Genomic DNA, 16596 nt, shown 5'->3' on the forward strand with positions numbered 1-16596 from the left:
GCCTATCGGGCACACGACCATCGAGGCGATCCCGATGCGAGGGCTGCATGCGCGCCGACTTCCTTGCCACTCGGCGGGGTTCGCCGGCGGGACGCCGATACCGGTCGACGCCTTGCCCTCCGGGGCCTCGGCGGGAGGGCACCCGTGCCCGACTACGAGGCGGCTCGGCTTCATGGTGCCCTTCCGCGTCGGCAACATTTCGGGTTCCTGCGCCACACGCGTCTCCGCGGTGTCGGCGGCAAGCGCATCGACCAACCGCCTCGACTCGCCCACGACGGAGGTCCGCGCCGCCCGGGACGCCTCGTGGCGCCTGTTCCGATATTCGCAATCTCTCACTTAAAGCACCAAACGCAACGTTTATGCATCGTATGGGAGCAAGGTGCCGGCGTACGCACGGTGCGGGGAGCACATGCACCGGGTCGGCTGCGGGGGCCGGAGAGTGACCGGGTGGGCCGCCCGAAGCGCTTGGAGTCGGTGGGGAGGGGTGCTGGGGCATCCGTTTGCTCCTGCGATGCAGGCAGACGCCGCTCATTCCGAGCGCAACCCCAGTCATGGCCGTATGCCGCGATCGGGCCGCGCCCATGGCCTCGTCCCGTTCGGCGGGTTCACGCGCCGTCCCCGCGAGAACAGGAGCGGCCCCGCCCGCCCAGGATCCGCATGCGTACCGACCGAGCACGAAGCGGTGAGCCAGCGCTGCGGCAGGGTATTCCGAACCCCACAGTCGACGCCGGCGAGGGGTCCCGCTGTGAGCGTCGTCGACCCGACTCGCAGAACGGGGCGAACCCATGAAACCGCGGAAGGAACTGCCGGCCGACCACCGTCGGGCAGCCGACCGCCCCACCGCGGCGGTCGTGTCGGGCGCCGGCACCCAACCGATCGTGCTGCCCGGAGGCGCGGCATGAGCGGGCCACGTCCCCACTGGATCTTCGGCGGTCGGCCTCCTGCGCATGCGCCGAAGAAGATCTTCCGTCCACCGGCGCGTGAACGTCCGACACGACGACGATCTACCAGATCAGGACCACCTTGACGACGAAGCTACGATCGCGGGTCAAGCGTCCCGACCTGGTGAACCGGGTGGGGACTCGGGGTTGTCCACCGCAGGTGGTGGGCTGGGCTGCTCGGAGTCGGCCCGTTGTTCGTCGGTCTGTTCGACAACGCCTGTCGGGGCGGGCCTTCTGAGGCTGAGCACCACGGAACCTGTCAGGACGACGACGATGATTGCGAGGCTGATCGGTGAGGGGACTTCCGGGATGCCGGGGCTGATCATCTTGTGGGACGCCTGAAGGATGAGCTTGACGCCGATGAAGGCGAGGATGATCGCCAAGCCCGTGCCCAGGTAATGGAAGCGGTCCAGGAGGCCGGCGAGCATGAAGTAGAGGGCCCTCAGGCCGAGGATGGCGAACGCGTTGCTGGTGTAGACGATGAAGGCGTCGTCGCTGACCGCAAGGACGGCCGGGACACTGTCGACAGCGAAGATCAGGTCGGCGGCCTCGATGGCCACGACCACCGCGAGCAGTGGAGTCGCCACCCTCTTGCCGGCTTCCCTGACGAAGAACTTCGCCCCGGCGTACTCGTCTCGGACCGGGACGACCTTGCGGAGCATCCGCACGGCGAAGCTCTTGCCCGGGTCGAAGCTCTCATCCTCGCCCTTGAGGAGTTTGTAGGTGCTGTAGAAGAGCACCGCCGCGAAGGCGAACAGCACCGCGGTGAAACGGCTGACCACGGCCACGCCCAGGGCGAGGAAGATCCCGCGGAAGACGAGTGCGCCGATGACGCCGAAGAACAGCACGCGGTGCTGGTGGGCGCGGGGCACCTTGAAGTACGCGAAGATCACGGCGAAGACGAACAGGTTGTCGACCGACAGGCTCTTCTCCAGCAGCCAGGCTGTCGTGTACTCGGTGCCGGCGGTGGTGCCGAGGACGAGGAAGACGACCACGCCGAAGATCAGGGCGAGACTCACCCACAGGCCGCTCCAGGCAGCTGCCTCCTTGAAGCGGATGACGTGCGCGGTGCGGTGGGAGAGCAGGTCCACCACCAGCGATACGACCACCGTCGCGGCGAACGCCACCCACAGCCAGAGCGGGACCTCAAGCACGCCGACCACCTCACTATGGCCCGCGCGAAATACGCCGGCCCCTACACGGGAGTGTCCGGCATTGCGCCCCCCGGAGCATGTGGAGCGGGCGAAGTCGGCCGCAGGCATGATGTGAGCAAAGGCGGTGGTTTTTCACAAGACGCGTGATGGCGCGAAGTCACCCACCACCTCTGCCAAGCTGGGGACTCCGCTCCCTCGGCTTTGTCTGCACCCCCAAGTACCACTACGCCGCAGGTGTCCATTTTGACCGCGGCACGCGTCTACGAAGGCACGGTCCGGATCCGCCACCTTGACGTCGGAACCGACGCCAACGCCTCACCGGTGGGCCGCGACGGCCTGGTACGTCGACTTCACAGCGACGCTACGGGAGGGTCAGCCGAGCTACGGCCGGAAGGGATGGCAGCACGATCTTGTACGTCCCGCAGTACCGGGCACAATGCTGCGGCCCAGAGTCGGCCCGAAAGCAACGCCGACATGAACCCACACCGCCGCGACCGCCTTGCCGGACCCCGACGCGACCGCGACTGCCGCAGCCGGAACGGTGCGCTCGCCGACCTGCCGATCGTCGACGACCCGGGCGGTGTCTCGGCGACCGACGCGCGGGCGATGTCGAAGGTCCTGTTCGACCGGCTGCGGGTGTTGGAGGAGGGCACGCACGAGTACGCCCGTTCCGGATCCTGGTCCGGGAATGGGTCGGTTGTGCGAACGACGTCGGCGCCAACCGACGCTCACGATTGTCTCGTTGCGCCTTTCCGGGCATATCCGGGCTCACCCCCTGCCGGTTCCGGGAGATGCCCGGCGCCGACTCGGCGGTGGTCGGACTTGTAACCGATACCCAGGTTTTCTCCGAGCGGCGGACGGTCCTTGCGGCCCGGACTCACTGTCCCGTTCGCCGACTGTTCACCCGTTCGGTCACCGCGCGTTGTCCGACCGGGCCGGAAACCTCGCGGCAGAGTGTGCCTGAGGGCATGACGAGCCATGTCTTGGTGCAGGCGCTGTAGGAGTCGCGTTTCGTTTGCAGTGTGACCGGCCGGCCGGACTTGCGGGCCCGTGCCGGGGCGCGGGTCCGGATTTTCGAGCCGGACGTTTCCCGAGGGCGCACCCCGATGTTCCTGTCCGGGTGTCGGACGCCGCCGCGGCTCCAACGGACGACGGGAGATTCTTGTGAGCACCCACCCCGCTATCGCCGATCATGGGACGGTCGGTGATCTCCTCACCGCCGCGCCGCTGTATTCCGGCAAGACGATCGACCGGTGGCGCACGCCGCGGCTCGAGGGCCCCGGCGTGTCCGCTTCGCTGCTGGACGGCGAACGCGGAGCCACTGCGGGCCGTCCGCTCATCTCCCGGGCGGACCCCCCGGTCGCCGCGGCCATCGCCCGCGAAGGGCACCTCGACAAGGCGGAACGCGGTGGCGCCGGTGAGTGACACCGCCCCGACCGCGCCGCCGCCCGGCGGTCTGCGGCGCGTCATCGCGCCGCTGGCTCTCGCCCAGTTCATCTGCAGCTTCGCCGGCTCCAACATGAACGTGATGATCAACGACATCAGCGAGGACCTCGACACCACAGTGCAGGGCGTCCAGGTCGCGATCACCATCTTCCTGCTGGTGATGGCCGCCCTGATGATCCCCGGCGGCAAACTGACCGACCGCTACGGCCGCAAGCGGTGCCTGCTCACCGGTCTCGTGGTGTACGGCGTCGGCGCGCTGCTGAGTGCCATGGCACCGGACCTGGGCGTCCTCATCCTCGGCAACTCGATCCTCGAAGGCGTCGGCACCGCCCTGCTCATCCCGCCCGTCTACATCCTCACCACACTGCTGTTCACCGATACGACCTCACGCGCCCGCGCGTTCGGGACGATCATGGCGCTCGGAGGAATCGGCGCCGCGGCCGGGCCGCTGATCGGCGGGCTCATCACCTCGGCCCTCGGCTGGCGCGCCGCGTTCGTGTTCCAGGCCCTGGTCATCGTCGTGATCATCGCCCTCAGCCGCCGCATCGAGGACCCCCTGCCGCCGGACCCCACCCGCCCCTTCGACACTGTGGGCACCCTCCTGTCCGCCACCGGGCTCGTCCTCGTCGTCACCGGCATTCTGGCCGCCGACGACAACATCCGGCTCATGCTCGCCCTGCTCGCCCTCGGCGTCCTCTTCCTGACCGCCTTCCTCGGATGGATCCGCGCCCGGGAACGAGCCCACAAGGAACCACTGCTGTCCACCGACCTGTTCCGCAGCCGCACCTCCAACCTCGGGCTCGCCACCCAGAACACCCAATGGCTCCTCCTCATGGGGGTGTCCTTCACCGTGGCCTCCTATCTACAGGTCGTCCGCGGATACGACGCGATCCAGACCGGTGTGATCTTCACCGCGGCCACCCTCGGAATCCTCCTCTCCTCCCTCGCGGCCGAACGCCTCGCCAAGCGCCACGCCCAACGCACCCTCATCCTCACGGGATTCGTCACCACCATTGCCGGCATCGTCGTCCTCATCCTTGTCGTCGCCGGCTCACCCAGCCCTTGGGCCTTCGCGCCCGGACTCCTTCTCATCGGCCTCGGCCTCGGCGTGATGCTCACCCCCTCCGTCAACATCGTCCAGTCCAGCTTCACCGAGGACCGACAGGGCGAGATCTCCGGCCTGTCCCGCAGCATCTCCAACCTCGGCTCCTCCCTCGGCACCGCGATCGCCGGCACCATCCTTGTCGCCGGCCTGACCAGCCACGCCTACGCCGCCGCCATGATCACCCTGGCAGCCGTCGGACTCGTCGGCCTCACCGCCGCCGTACTCCTCCCGAACCAGCCGCCACACACCCACGCCCCCACCGACCGACAAGACACACCGAGCCCGGCCGGCGACGAATGAGGACCAGGCCGCTACTCCGAGGACGCGGGCGCGACCGCAGGTCGCTCTCGGCCACCCACCGCCCGCCCGACCCCGCGACGGGCGACGCCGTCTTCCAATAGGCCGGAAAAGGATGGGTCGACGGTTTCGCAACAGCGATTCCCAAGCTCCGGAAAGGCGTCGAGAGTGCGGAGCCACCGCGCGGGCCCGGTGACCGGTTCGGTCCGAAACCGCGGGCGCACCCCGCCCACACCCTGCCGGCGACACAAAATCCATCCCGGGCAGTCCCCGAGCACAAAATCGTCATCCGTGAAACGGAACGAGAGTTCGGATGAAGCCCTTCTCCAGGACTACGGACGCAACTCGGGCGACGAGCACAGGCCGACGCGAACCCGCGCACACGAAACGAGATCGGCTTCGTGCATCGCTCGAACGACCGAGGACGAGCCCCAAGCGCGCTGACATCATCGCTCAGCCCCCACCCGCTGCGCTGTTCCCACCCCACCGCGCCCTGTTCGAGCCGCCTCCTGCTCGCCCGTCACCCCGCCCCAACCGAGCTCCTCAGGACCGCACCGCCCCCGCGCGGGCGGCGCGGTTGACCCGCACCCGGATCCAGGCCGCGCTCAAGCGAGCCGGGCGCCGGCGCGGGGGCGACTGGCCCCACCAGCCGCCGCCGCTGGTCCAGGACGCGCTCGGCAAGCAGGTGCTCGCCCTCCTCATCCAACCGGACGCCGCCTGCATCTCCACCGAGCAACTCGCGGTGGATGGCGTCCCGCAGCGCCGACAACCTCGTTCCCCGTCGGCAAAAGAGCCCTGACCAGGGGCTGAATCGGTCACGCGGCACGTTGTCCGCAAGATCGCCCTTGCTGGAGGCCCGAACCCCAGTGGCTTGACGGCACCTGCGGCCGCGGGACGGTCGGAGCATGTTCCGTGGGCAACCTGCGGTGGCCGCGCGGCCTGCTGTCGTCGGGCGGGCGGAAGTCTCCGGCTCATGGGGACTTGCCCCGGCTCGGCGCCTCGACGATGCGCTCGTGGCGGACGCGTGTCAGACCGACGCCCGCTACCCACGCGGAGTCCAAGTGCGGTTCGGCGGACGCCTCGTTCGCCCGGCCCCGTCGAAGTAGACGCTCCAGCGGGCCAGGGTCCAATCGCCGAAGACGAAAACCTCCTGGGCTTGATGGCGGCTGGATCCAGACCGTTCGGAGCACGGCCACCGCAGGGATCTCGCGCAGCCAGGCCGGTGCCGTGGAAGCGTGCACGGCCGAGCAGGCGATAGCCGTCGACGGCGATCTGCCGGGCCAGTCGGTCGCGTTCGGACCGCTTGGACGGCAGACGGTAGGCATCGGTCCTGGCGCTGTCACGCTCCTGCCGTGCCGGGTCCATCCAGTTCGCGAGCCACGGGGCATTTGCCGAGGACAGTGTTTCCAGGCGGGCCCGGAGCGTTTCGCCGACGAACTCCAGTCGGTTCAGGCGCCGGACGGCCGCCAGGACATGAGTGGAGTCGGTGCGCTGCCGCCCTCCGGCGCTGACCAGGCCCTCGTCGGCCGGGCGCTCCAAGAGCAGGTCCAGCACCCGCTCCTGCAAGCCGTGGCCGGCAGCCGTTGTCGGGACCCGGTGAGCACCGTGAAGTCGAAGCCGGGGTCGGTGAGCTCCATACCCAGTAGGTACTCCACGTCGATCCTGGCCCGCACCGCGTGCGCCGCCTGCCGGTCCGTCGGATTCTCGACGAAGTGCAGCACACCCCCAGGTTTCGGTGCCCTCACGTGGCGAGTGCCGTATCAGGCGGTGTCCCATGACTCAGGCAACGGTCGATCACGGCCTGACGAGCCGCCGCTCATCCCGTACGGCTGTGCGGACGGCCTCGTCCACTCGCACGCCGTGGGCACGCCGAGGGTTTCCGGTTTTGCGTTCCCTGGCTTGCGATCGCGCGAACCGGCCTATGCCTTTGACGAGCTTTGCCTGCTGCGCCAAGATCGCGTTGACCTGATCCATGGACGGAAGGTGCGCGATGGGTACTGTGAAACGACGGGTTGCCGGAGCCGCGTTGACGATGGCGGCCGCGGCCGGGCTGGTGATTGCCACGACGGGTCAGGCCCATGCTGCGTACTCGTGGCAGCACGTTGCCACGTACTACGGCGGGTACTCCGCGAAGGTCAAGTGCGCCCAGGTCGGGCAGAGCTATGTGCACTATGGCGCGGCCAAGGTGTGGTCGTGCCTGGGCCGGCAAGACGGTTCTTGGCGGCTCTCGATCTCCAAGACGGTGTGAGGCACCCCCTGAAACGATCTGCCGAATCCCATGGCGGTCGACGGACGCGTCAGCGTCCGGCGTAGCGTGGTAGCACGAGCGGAACACGCCGACGACCACGGCGTGTTCCGCTTCGCTGACAGGAGGCGGCGCGTGCGGCCATCCACCATCTTCCGGATCAGACCGGCGACGGCGTACGTGACTCGGGAAGGTTCCTGGCGAGGTCCACAGACCCCCTGCCGGAAGCGGCGGTCGTCACGGGCGGCGAGTTCCTCGGCCGGCACCAGATCGAGGAAGTCCCAGGTAGCCCAACTTCGCCCCCTCCGCACGCTTGGTGAACTCGGCGACGGTCTCCGCGAGGTGCGGCCGAGTTTGCGTGCGGTGGTGCGGATGCGGTTGCCGGTCAGCTCGCTCGAGACGCTGCCGCCGTGGATCGGTTCGTGAACGAGCCGGTGCCGGTCAACTTGTCGTAGACCGACATCGGACGCCGCCCGACCTCGATCTGCGCCGCGGACCAGCAGAGACTGCAGCGACCGAGACTCTTCGCTTCCCGGCTGTGACCGCTGCCGGGCCGGGACGTGGCCCGTCGTGGTCCGGCGCCCCTTTCCCGTGGGCAACCCGTCCCAGTGCCTCTCGTCCACGATGCGGGCGCCCCGCCCGAAGGTCCGTGGGTGGGCCGCCAGCAGCGAGTCGGTGCCCACATCGGTGGGCGTGGAGTGCAGCATGACCTCCGACTTCGTGGCCCGCACCTCGATCAATTGCCGCGGCCGAACCCGACGCGCAGGCACCGAGTAGAGGTTCTCGTCGAACGCGACCAGGCAGTGCCACCCCGGGTCCCCGACCGATACCGGCCCCGCCCCGCGCACATGGAACCGGTGCCAGCTCAACTGGCCGAACACCCCGATCGTCAACAGCCATGTGGGTCCCGAGGAGTGGGCCCCTGCAACATTCCGGAAGGCCAGAACGACGAGGGCGGCGCTGCCCTCAGGGCTTTCTACGACAACGAACGCGTTCTCAACGGGGATAAGTTCAACGTCGGAGCAGGTCCTTGAGGAGGCGAGGCGGCATGGCCGACAGAAAACAGGGCACCGTCTTCACGGAATACGGGAGCTTCTACCTCGTGCCCGGCTTCGAGTTCCCTCAAGGGGACTGGCCGCAGTTCACCCTCTCCAGCCAGGTCGGCACGGTACCCACCTGAAGGTGCAGTGGGCCCAGGGCGACCGTGCCCGCCCCGGTCGGCCTGACGTCCCCCTGCAATCCCGTGGCCGTGACCCCGTCCCGGTCTTGAACGGGACCCTGGCCGAGGACCGCCGAACCGTCTCGCCCCGCCGCCCGGCCGGGTTGAGCACGTCGGCGGGCGTCATGAACGGCTCCTGCCGGACCAACTGCGCGGTCCGCTCGATCTCGCCGTCCAGGAGTTCGGCGAACCCCGCCGCGGTCCGGTCCGCCTGCCCGGTGCGGTCCTCGTCGACCGGATCTTTGAAGGGCAGGATGCGTATCGACCGGGAATCGCGGCGGGCGGCCACCAGGAGGAGCAGCGCGACGCCGACGGCGACCCACATGAGCGGAGACATGTTCCGGGACAGGAATCCGACGGCGCCCGTCGTCGTCGGGGCGATGAGCCCGGCCGCGATTACCACGATGAGCACCCTGCTGCTGCGCGCCGCCCACCAAAGTCGCACGATCCGCCCCACCGGACGTGCACGCGTCGGCGGCCAAGGCCACGCGATACGCAAGGATTCCCCGACGGGATGTTCGAGCGAGCGCATGACCGCATGCCCCTCTCCCACTACCCACCCCTCGTCGCTGCCCCTCCTCCTTCCGGCCTGCACCCGCGGCACGCGCGGGGTGCAACCGCCGGCGCGGCCCTTCGGGTGGGTGCGCCGGCTGGTCCGGTCGGGTGAGATGTGGGGGTGTCCGGTGGGCGGGTACACCCCTTGCGCGGGTGCGAAGTCGGCCGGAACGGCGCGGTACACGGGCCGCCACACCGGGGGTTCGGGTGATTGACAGCGCGTTTTCCCGCGATTCATGCTGAGCGCTAACCGCCAAGTTGGGGTAATCGCCGGCCGGTTTCGAACCTCGCGTCCACCGAACATTCGGTTCGCCATGCCTGCCGCACCGTCACCGCGAACGTCGACGATCGGGTGTGAAGGCCGAATGGTGAGCACGAAGCTCGACGAAGCGTTGTCGGCACGAGTGCGCGCGCTGGAGTACACCGCTCCGAACGGCCGGGAGCAGGCGGACGCGGGCCTGGACACGGAGGCGGGGTTCGTGCGACTGGAGCGCGTCAAGGTCTCCGTGCGCTTCACCGGGGAGCTCGCGGTGGTGGAGGAGGCCGGCCTGTGGACCGAGTTCCGGTCCGAGCGGGTCGCGGTCGGCACGATCGCCGCCGGCGATCTGGAGCGTGTGGCCGACCTCGACAACGTCGTCGCGATCCAGGGCAATCGCCGATCGCGACCGCTGATGCCGGCGACCGCGTCGGCCGCGTCGGCCGCGGGCGACGACCCGCTCGATCCGGCCGATCCGGTGCACGCCTTCGCGCCGACACTCACGGGCGAGGGTGTGGTCGTCGGCCTCGTCGACTCGGGTATCGACATCTTCCACCCGGTCTTCCGCAAGCCGGACGGGAGCACACGAATCACCTCGCTCTATGACCTGACTCTCCGTCACACGCTGGTGGCGAACGGAAATCCGACGGGAGGCACGCTCGTCCTGTCGTGGCAGCCACCGGGTACGTTGCCGCTGCAGAAGACTCCGGTCCTGTCCCTGCCCCTGACCGCCGCCACGGTGCAGACGGCCCTGAACGCGTTCGCCGGGATCGCCCCCGGCGACATCACCGTGACCGAAGGCCCGCTGCCCACGAGATCGGTGATCATCGACTTCGGCGGCAAGTACCACGGTTCCACATTCGACAACGCCGGCATCAACGACATCGCCGTCGCGGCCATACTCACCGGAGGGAGCGGGCCCAGCATCTTCGTGCGGCGCGGCCGGACCTTCAGCCGGGATCAAATCAACGCGGCCCTGTCCGCCAACCCGCCCGCACCCTTCGCCTCCCGTGACTGGAACAAGCACGGAACCCACGTGGCCGGCGTCGCGGCGGGCTTCGGTCCACCGGGCTGCTGCAGTGGCAAGCGGACGGTCGGCATCGCGTACAACGCCGATCTCGTCATGGTTCGTTCGCTCCACAGCGACCATGACGACATGGCCGGCGTCACGTACATCCTCGATCAGCCGTGGCGCCCCGACGGCACCGATCCCCGACCCGTGGTGGTGAACCTGAGCTTCGGCGGGGACGGCACCCCGCACGACGGCACCGCCAATTTCGAGGTCTTTCTCGACGACAGGCTGGCCGGCTCGGCCAAGAGATCGATCGTGGTCGGCGCCGGGAACAACGGCGGCCTGTTCCGTCCGCCGCCGTCCGCCACACCACCACCGGTGCCAGTGCGCTTCAAGGGCCACGGGTTGCACGCGATGGGCAGGGTACCCGCCGGGCCGACAGGAGCTCCGGTCACGCTGACCTTCGTCGTCGAGGTCGACGACCGCGTCGCCGACGTGTTCAACATCTGGTATCCCGGCCCCGGCCGGCTCAGCTTCGATCTGACCGCTTCGCCCCTGGCCGGCGGCGGGCCCCAGCCCGGAGTGGGGCAGTCGCTGCCGACACCCGTCACCCCCGGATCCAACGTGGTGGCAACCCTCGGGACGGGAACGACGGCGCACAGCGTGTCCGTCACCTCCGTCCTGACGGATTCGCCCAGCGGCAAGCGGCACATCTCGGTCGTCGTCAACCCGGCCGGCAACGGGCTGATCTCCCAGGGAGCCTGGACGATCACACTGCGCGAAATCCAGGGCACCGAAACCCCGTTCGACTGTTGGCTCGGGCTGACCCCGACGGACCCGCCCGCACGTTTCGCCCTACCGGATCGAGACCGGACCCGAACCGTCATCAGCCCGGGCAGCGGCCGCCTTCCCCTCACCGTGGGCGCGTACAACCCCAAGGACAACACACTCGCGGACTTCTCGAGTCGGGGGCCGACCGTCGACCTCAGGCTCAAACCGGAGGTATGCGCCCCGGGTGTCGGAATCGTCTCGGCCGACGCCGGCGCCAAGCCGCCCAACCTCCTCGTGCCCCACGACGGGACAAGCCTGGCCGCGCCCTTCGTCGCCGGCGTCGTCGCGCTGATGTTCGAGGCGAACAAGAACCTCGACCATCTCACCATCGTGAAACACCTGATCGAGACCTGCGACGCCCCGGTCCCCCCGACGCCCCCCACGCAGTTGGACAGCGGTTGGGGCTTCGGTCGGGTCAACGCCGAGAAGGCGATCCTCGCCGCGATGCCGACCACGCTCGCGAGGGAGCACGCCGCCGCGGGGGAACCCCTCGTGCTGCCCTCCGCCGCCTATCCCGCCGCGCACGTGCCCGTGGTCACGCGCGTACGCGAGGTGCTCGATCGGCTGGCCACCACCCCGACGGGCCGACGGGTCGCCGAATTGGCCGCCACGCACCACGAAGAGGTGCGACTGCGCGTCGAACACGACCGTCGTGTCCTCGTGGCCTGGCGCCGCATGCACGGTCCGCTGCTGCTGCGCCGGATGCTGCTCAGTGATCTCGCCCACGACGAGCCGGTACCGCGCACCCTCGGCGGGCAGTCGGTGGGCGACGGGTTGGCCCGTCTCCTCGACGAACTCGCCCGCGTCGGGTCGCCCGCGTTGCGCGAAGCGATCAGCGAGCACCGCGACTTCCTGCTCGAACTGCCCGGAGCACGGCTGTCCGATCTCGACGAACGAGCGGGGTTGAGCTGACATGGCCGCCGGCACGTTGGAGTTGCTCGCCCGGGAGATCGCCAACGCGTTGCGTCCGCTGGAGCAGCGGCTCGCCGCGGACCGGCGGGAGGCGTACTTCATCGAGCTGGGCCTGTGGCTGCCGGGGGGTCTGGGTGCCGCCTCGGGCGCGATCGGCACGGTGGCCATCCAGTCCGGCGGCCTGGGGTCGATCGTCGCACGGCTGGACGCGGCGATTGCGGCCGACGACGGGGCGCGGATCACCCTGGAGGGCGTCAGCCTCCTGGGGGCGTTGCGGCAGGTCTTCGACGCGATCACCGCGCTGACCCCCGCCCTGGACGCCGCGGTGGTCGGCGGGGTCGGGCTGAGCGACGCACAGCGGGTACGGCTGCGCGCCGAAGTGGGGCAGGTGCCTCGCCGGATGCTCGACCACGCGCTTCTGACCCACCTCGAGGGTCGGAGCCGCAACGCGCTCGACGTGCTCTCGCTGCTCGGGATCGTCATGGACGTGCCGGGGGCCGTCGACCCCCAGGATCCCACCGTGTTGCAGGTTCGACGTCGCACACTGCGGCTGGACCGCCTGCCCACCCTGTTCACCGCCCCCGGCGATCTCTTCGGCGACGTCTTCGATTTCGGTCGACCGTCGTTCGACGGCAGGGAGTTGTTCCGGCTGATCGCCGAGCATCTCGACGCCCACGACCGAGACTTCACCTACGAGGCGCCGGCCGGCGGGCCGAAGGCGCTGGACGCCTATGTGTTGCGGCTGGCCGTCGACCCGAGCAATACCCCGCCCACCCTGGCCGCGCGCGTGGACGTCGCTGCGACCGAGGACTACCTCCGGTCGTACACCCCGAGCCCGCTGTGGAAGCTGGCCGTGGAGGCGCGCACCCGGTTCGAACCGGGGCTCGAAGGGCACATCCGGCCGCCCTTGAGCATCGAACTCCGGCCCGCGACGGGGGGTTTGACCCTCGATGCCGGTCTCGCACTGACCGCGGAACACGCCGACGGCAAGCCCATCGTGCTGCTGGGCAAGTCGGGGGGCTCCCGGCTGGAGGTCGGTCGGCTCACCGCGGCGCTCGGCCTGAAGGCACAGGCCGCGCCCGGCGCCGCGGCCACCGTCGAACCCACCGCGCACGTCGACCTGGTGGACGGTCACGTCCTGATCGACCTCGCCGAGGGCGACGGCTTCATCGGCACGATCACCGGCGGCGGACGCGTCGAATCCGACTTCACGCTGCGCGCCCTGTGGTCGCCCTCGGACGGCCTGCGTCTGGAGGGCAGCGGTTCCCTCGATCTGGCCATCCCCACCCACCTCGAACTGGGCCCGGTCGAGGTCACCACCCTGTACCTGAGTGTGGGCGTGGGTGCCGACGGTTCGCTGCCGCTGGAGATCTCCACCGGATTCACCGCGGAACTGGGCCCGATCAAGGCGACGGTCGACCGGGTCGGTGTCATCGTCTCCGCGCGCTTTCGCGACGGCGGCAATCTCGGCCCCCTGGACATCGGCTTCGCGTTCAAGCCGCCCACCGGCATCGGTCTCTCCGTCGACGCCGGGGTCGTCGCCGGCGGGGGTTTCCTGTCCGTCGACTCCGCGCGGGGGGAGTATTCCGGCGCACTCGAGCTGAAGTTCGCCGGTTTCCTCGACCTCAAGGCGATCGGCCTGATCAGCACCCGGATGCCGGACGGCTCCGACGGGTTCTCGATGCTGATCGTGATCACCACCGAGTTCGGTGCCGGCGGCCTGCAACTGGGCTACGGCTTCACCCTGCTCGCCGTCGGCGGCCTGATCGGGCTCAACCGGGGCATGAACCTGACCGCGCTCGCCGAGGGGGTGCGCACCGGCCGGGTCGAATCGGTGATGTTCCCCAAGGACGTGGTGGCCAACGCCCCGCGCATCCTCAGCGATCTGCGCGCCTTCTTCCCGCCGGAGCAGGGCACGTTCCTGATCGGGCCGATGGCAAAGATCGGCTGGGGCACACCGACGCTGGTGAGCGTCTCGCTCGGGGTCGTGATCGAGATCCCGGGCAACCTGGCGGTCCTGGGCGTGCTCAAGTGCGCGCTGCCCACCGAGGAACTCGCGCTCCTGGTGCTGAAGGTCGCGTTCATCGGCGCGTTCGAGTTCGACAAGTCGCGGTTGTGGTTCTTCGCGCAACTCTTCGAATCGCGCATTCTCACCATGACCCTCGACGGCGGCATGGGCCTGCTCGTCGCCTGGGGCGACAAGCCCGATCTGGTGTTGACCGTCGGCGGCTTCCACCCCGCGTTCAAGCCCCCGCCGCTGCCGTTCCCGGTACCCAAACGGCTGTCGATCGACATCCTCAACCGGCCCGGCGGCCTGATCCGGGTATCCGGCTACTTCGCTCTCACCAGCAACACCGCCCAGTTCGGTGCCGCTGCCGAACTGCGGTTCGGCTTCTCGGACTTCGGGATCGAGGGGCATCTCGCGTTCGACGCGCTGTTCCGGTTCTCGCCGTTCGCGTTCGTCATCGAGATCGGCGCCGGGGTCTCGCTGAAGGCGTTCGGGGTCGGGGTCTTCGGGATCGACCTCCGGTTCCGCCTGGAGGGGCCGTCGCCGTGGCGGGCCCGCGGTCGCGGTTCGATCTCCCTGCTGCTCCTGGAGATCTCGGCCGACTTCGACATCGCGTGGGGCGAGGAACGCAACACGACGCTGCCGCCGATCGCGGTACTGCCGCTCCTGGCGCGCGAGATCACCAAGATCGAGGGCTGGCGGACCGTCCTGCCCCCGGGCGGCGGCGACACCCGGGTCACGCTGCGCACGCTGCCCGACACCGACCGGCTCGTGCTGCACCCGCGCGGCACCCTGTTCGTGCAGCAGCGGGCCATCCCGCTGAACGTGCGGATCGACCGGGTGGGTGCGCAGCGTCCGAGCGACGGCAAACGTTTCACGATCGCCCCCGCGTCGGACAGCGGACTCGTGCAACTGTCGCTCCCCGACGACAAGTTCGCGATGGCCCAGTTCCAGGACATGGACGACGCGGCGAAATTGTCCGCCGCGGCGTATCAGGACCAGGACGCCGGCCTGGAGTTGAGCGCGGAGCGCGGGGCACTGGCCTCCGCCCGGGTGGTCCGCCGCAGCACCCGCTACGAACTGCACATCTTCGACAGCCGAAAGAGCAATGCCGCCGCGATGCGGGCGCAGCGCACCGCCGCTGCGCCGGGATCCACCCGCCGCGAGCGCTTCCACAACGTCGGCGGCGCGATCTACGACCGGCTCCTGGAGGGCAACAGCACCAGTCGCTCGTCCCTGTCCCGGCGCGAGGCCGAGCAGCGCCAACCCTTCGCGGCCGAGGACACGGTCCGCATCACCGGGCAGCGGTACGCCGTCGCCTACCGGCGTGACAACCTCCAGGCGTTCCCGCCGACCTCCGACGTCGACCGGGGGGCGACGAGTTTCCGCAGCCTCGCGAGCGCGTCCGACGCGCTCGCCGACTGGGTCCACGCCGACCCGAGCCTGGCGAACACGCTGCATGTGATTCCGGTGTCCGAGGTGGCCGCGCCGCTGTCCACCCCCGGTACGTGGACGGAGGCCACCGCGCTGCCGGTGGCGGCCTCGGGACTGGAGGCGGTGCGTCCGGGCGGCGGCACCGTGTTCGTGGCCGGCGGCGCCGACGACGGTGGTCGGGCGATCAAGGCGGCGGCTCTGTTCGATCCGGCCCGCAAGAGCTGGAAAGCCGCCGCGGACCTGGCCGTTGCCCGCCGGGGGCACTCGACCACCGTGCTCGACGACGGCCGGGTCCTGGTGGTCGGCGGATGGGGCGCCGACGGGGCGCTGCTCGCGTCGGCCGAGATCTTCGATCCGATCGCCGGCACCTGGAGCCCGGCCGGAACGGGCCCGAAGACCGCCCGGGCGCGGCACTCGGCGACGCTGCTGAGCACCGGTTCGGTGCTCGTGGCCGGCGGCACCGGGGCCCGGAGCACCGAGAGCCGCGCGCTGTACTCGGCGGAGCTGTTCGACCCGCGCACCGGCGTGTGGTCCCCAGCGAAGGCGATGACCGATGCCCGTTCCGGGCACCGGGCCGCGGTGCTGTCCGGTGGCCGGGTCCTGGTCGTCGGCGGCGCGACGGCCACCGGCGGCCGACCGAGGGGGCTCGCGTTCTGCGAGCTGTACGACCCGGTCGCGGGCACCTGGTCCGTGGCCGCGAGCCTGAACACCCCGCGCAAGGGGCACCAGGCCACGACCCTGGCCGACGGGTCCGTGCTGGTGACCGGGGGCGATGCGACGGAGATCCCCGCGGCCGGCCGATTCACGCTCGCCCCGCTCGCCTCGGCGGAGCGCTACGACCCGGGCACCAACGCCTGGGCTCCGGTGGCGAACATGCCCGGGGGCGGGCGCAGCGGCCATCGTGCGCTGCTGCTGCGTTCGGGCCGGGTCCTGGTGTCGGGCGGCAGCGCCGGGTCGACCGTCGCCGCGGGTCTGCGCAGCACGATCCTGTACGACCCCGTCGGCCGCGTCTGGACCTCCACCGGGGGGTTGGGCGGCGGCCGTACCGACTTCGCGGCGATCGAACTGGCGGACGGGCGGGTGCTGGCCGCGGGCGGTGTGGTGCTGGCCGGGCCGGCCGCACCCACCGAAACCGTCGTCGTCACCGCCGGCACCGAGATCCTCACGCCATGACCCCCGCC

General features: G+C 70.0%; 9 protein-coding genes and 2 pseudogenes. 7 read left to right on the forward strand and 4 right to left on the reverse strand.

Going from position 1 to position 16596, the window contains the following annotated elements; translation table 11 throughout:
- Nucleotides 1-1048 precede the first annotated feature (1048 nt).
- Nucleotides 1049-2095 (reverse strand): TerC family protein, encoded by a 1047-nt coding sequence (locus ACIBSV_RS10990; RefSeq protein WP_395861508.1) that lies wholly within the window; start codon nucleotides 2093-2095, stop codon nucleotides 1049-1051.
- Nucleotides 2096-3259: 1164 nt separating this feature from the next.
- On the opposite strand from ACIBSV_RS10990, the gene ACIBSV_RS10995 reads away from it, so the two are divergent.
- From ACIBSV_RS10995 to ACIBSV_RS11005, 3 genes are all read left to right on the forward strand, one after another.
- A complete protein-coding gene (locus ACIBSV_RS10995) occupies nucleotides 3260-3520 on the forward strand; it encodes a hypothetical protein (protein ID WP_395861510.1) in 261 nt (86 codons plus the stop codon).
- The gene (locus ACIBSV_RS11000; RefSeq protein WP_395861512.1) at nucleotides 3513-4946 is read left to right on the forward strand and encodes an MFS transporter; all 1434 of its coding nucleotides are present in this window, start codon (nucleotides 3513-3515) and stop codon (nucleotides 4944-4946) included. The genes ACIBSV_RS10995 and ACIBSV_RS11000 overlap by 8 nt, the downstream gene beginning before the upstream one ends.
- Before the next feature lie 574 nt (nucleotides 4947-5520).
- On the forward strand, nucleotides 5521-5742 hold the full coding sequence (locus ACIBSV_RS11005) for a hypothetical protein (RefSeq protein ID WP_395861514.1): 222 nt from the start codon (nucleotides 5521-5523) through the stop codon (nucleotides 5740-5742).
- Between the two features lie 649 nt (nucleotides 5743-6391).
- Here the strand turns inward: ACIBSV_RS11005 and ACIBSV_RS11010 are convergent.
- Nucleotides 6392-6664 (reverse strand): transposase, encoded by a 273-nt coding sequence (locus ACIBSV_RS11010; RefSeq protein WP_395861516.1) that lies wholly within the window; start codon nucleotides 6662-6664, stop codon nucleotides 6392-6394.
- A gap of 269 nt (nucleotides 6665-6933) precedes the next feature.
- On the opposite strand from ACIBSV_RS11010, the gene ACIBSV_RS11015 reads away from it, so the two are divergent.
- On the forward strand, nucleotides 6934-7191 hold the full coding sequence (locus tag ACIBSV_RS11015; protein ID WP_395861851.1) for a hypothetical protein: 258 nt from the start codon (nucleotides 6934-6936) through the stop codon (nucleotides 7189-7191).
- Between the two features lie 209 nt (nucleotides 7192-7400).
- On the opposite strand, the pseudogene ACIBSV_RS11020 reads toward ACIBSV_RS11015, so the two are convergent.
- A pseudogene (locus tag ACIBSV_RS11020) lies at nucleotides 7401-7604 on the reverse strand (ATP-binding protein); the annotation flags it as partial.
- Between the two features lie 261 nt (nucleotides 7605-7865).
- Nucleotides 7866-8069, reverse strand: a pseudogene (locus ACIBSV_RS11025) (Mu transposase domain-containing protein); the annotation flags it as partial.
- Between the two features lie 167 nt (nucleotides 8070-8236).
- Between ACIBSV_RS11025 and ACIBSV_RS11030 the strand changes: the two are divergent.
- The 3 genes from ACIBSV_RS11030 (at nucleotide 8237) to ACIBSV_RS11040 (ending at nucleotide 16588) form a co-directional block, all read left to right on the forward strand.
- Complete coding sequence (locus ACIBSV_RS11030; protein ID WP_395861518.1) at nucleotides 8237-8368, forward strand: hypothetical protein; 132 nt, start codon at nucleotides 8237-8239, stop codon at nucleotides 8366-8368.
- A 959-nt stretch (nucleotides 8369-9327) separates the two neighbouring features.
- Complete coding sequence (locus ACIBSV_RS11035) at nucleotides 9328-11973, forward strand: S8 family serine peptidase (protein ID WP_395861520.1); 2646 nt, start codon at nucleotides 9328-9330, stop codon at nucleotides 11971-11973.
- A 1-nt stretch (nucleotide 11974) separates the two neighbouring features.
- Complete coding sequence (locus tag ACIBSV_RS11040; protein WP_395861522.1) at nucleotides 11975-16588, forward strand: DUF6603 domain-containing protein; 4614 nt, start codon at nucleotides 11975-11977, stop codon at nucleotides 16586-16588.
- Nucleotides 16589-16596 lie beyond the last annotated feature (8 nt).

Source organism: Embleya sp. NPDC050154 (assembly GCF_044460165.1).
Classification (GTDB): Bacteria; Actinomycetota; Actinomycetes; order Streptomycetales; family Streptomycetaceae; genus Embleya.

What these genes read in the sequence shown, in the direction of transcription:
- ACIBSV_RS11015 (WP_395861851.1), top strand. Translation starts at nt 6,934, where the DNA reads ATGGGTACTGTGAAACGACGGGTTGCCGGAGCCGCGTTGACGATGGCG.
- ACIBSV_RS11030 (WP_395861518.1), top strand. Translation starts at nt 8,237, where the DNA reads ATGGCCGACAGAAAACAGGGCACCGTCTTCACGGAATACGGGAGCTTC.
- ACIBSV_RS11035 (WP_395861520.1), top strand. Translation starts at nt 9,328, where the DNA reads ATGGTGAGCACGAAGCTCGACGAAGCGTTGTCGGCACGAGTGCGCGCG.
- ACIBSV_RS11040 (WP_395861522.1), top strand. Translation starts at nt 11,975, where the DNA reads ATGGCCGCCGGCACGTTGGAGTTGCTCGCCCGGGAGATCGCCAACGCG.